The sequence below is a fragment of the Aminobacter sp. GW821-FHT11F06 genome, assembly GCF_058808215.1.
Window position 1 is genome coordinate 1 of record NZ_JBXARL010000028.1, and the last position, 1,044, is coordinate 1,044.

Annotated in this window: 1 protein-coding gene; it reads right to left on the minus strand. The window is 60.7% G+C overall.

What is annotated here, in order from left to right; genetic code table 11:
• The coding region (locus AC1RTB_RS26455) for an IS481 family transposase (protein ID WP_492882238.1) at positions 1-988 on the minus strand (988 nt) is incomplete at its 3' end.
• Between the last annotated feature and the right edge of the window lie 56 nt (positions 989-1,044).

Consider the following 1,044-nt stretch of genomic DNA (forward strand, 5'->3'; position numbering starts at 1 on the left):
TGTTTAGTCCCGGCATTTGCTGGAGCGGGTCGAGAGAGAACCGTTCCGGCTGGGAAAGCCATGCCTTGCAGATGAATTCGTAGGGCGTGAGGCCTTTGAGGGTCTTGAGCCTGCGGCCGAAGTTGTAGGCCGAGACGAAGTCGGCCAGGTGCTGGCGGAGTTGGTCGTGGCTCTCATAGTAGAAGCGCCTGACGGTGGCATCCTTGATGGTCCGGTTCATCCTCTCGACCTGGCCGTTGGTCCACGGGTGCCTTGCCTTGGTGGTGCGGTGTTCGATGTCGTTCGTGGCGCAGGCGTATTCGAAGGCATGGGCGCGGAAGCGTTCGCCGTTGGCGATGGCCTCCTTGATGAGCGGCACGGCCGAACCGCCGGCGCCGGGGGTGGTGAACTGAATGCCGTTGTCGGTGAGCACGGTGTGGATCTTGTAGGGAACCGCCGCGATCAGGCGCAGCAAGAACTCTCTGGAGACGGCGGTGGTGGCCTTCTCATGCAATTCGACGAAGGCGAACTTCGAGGTGCGGTCGATGGCGACGAACATGTGCAGCTTGCCCTGTTCGGTGCGCACCTCGGCGACGTCGATGTGGAAGTAGCCGATCGGATAGCTCTTGAATTTCTTCTTCGCCGGTTTGTCGCCTTCTGTGTCCGGCAAGCGACCGATGCCGTGGCGCTGCAGACAACGATGCAATGACGAACGCGTCAGGTGCGGGATCGTGGGTTGCAAGGCATAGAGGCAGTCATCGAGTGGCAACACAGTGTAGCGCCGGAAGGCGACGATGACCGCCTCTTCCTCGATTGAGAGCACTGTCGATCTCGGCTCCCTCGGACCGGTCGGCAGATCGGCCACCGAGGTCCGCTTCTTCCATTTCGCCACCGTCTTCTGGTTGATCCCGTAGCGTTTCGCCAGCGCCCTCAGGCTCTCTTGACTATGCTGTATCGCTCGACGGACCGCCTCTGTCGTCGTGGCGCTCCCATGAAGAACCTGGCCCATAGCGCATCCCTTGATTCGAACGATAAGGATGCCCCATCAAAGCCTGGGATCAAACA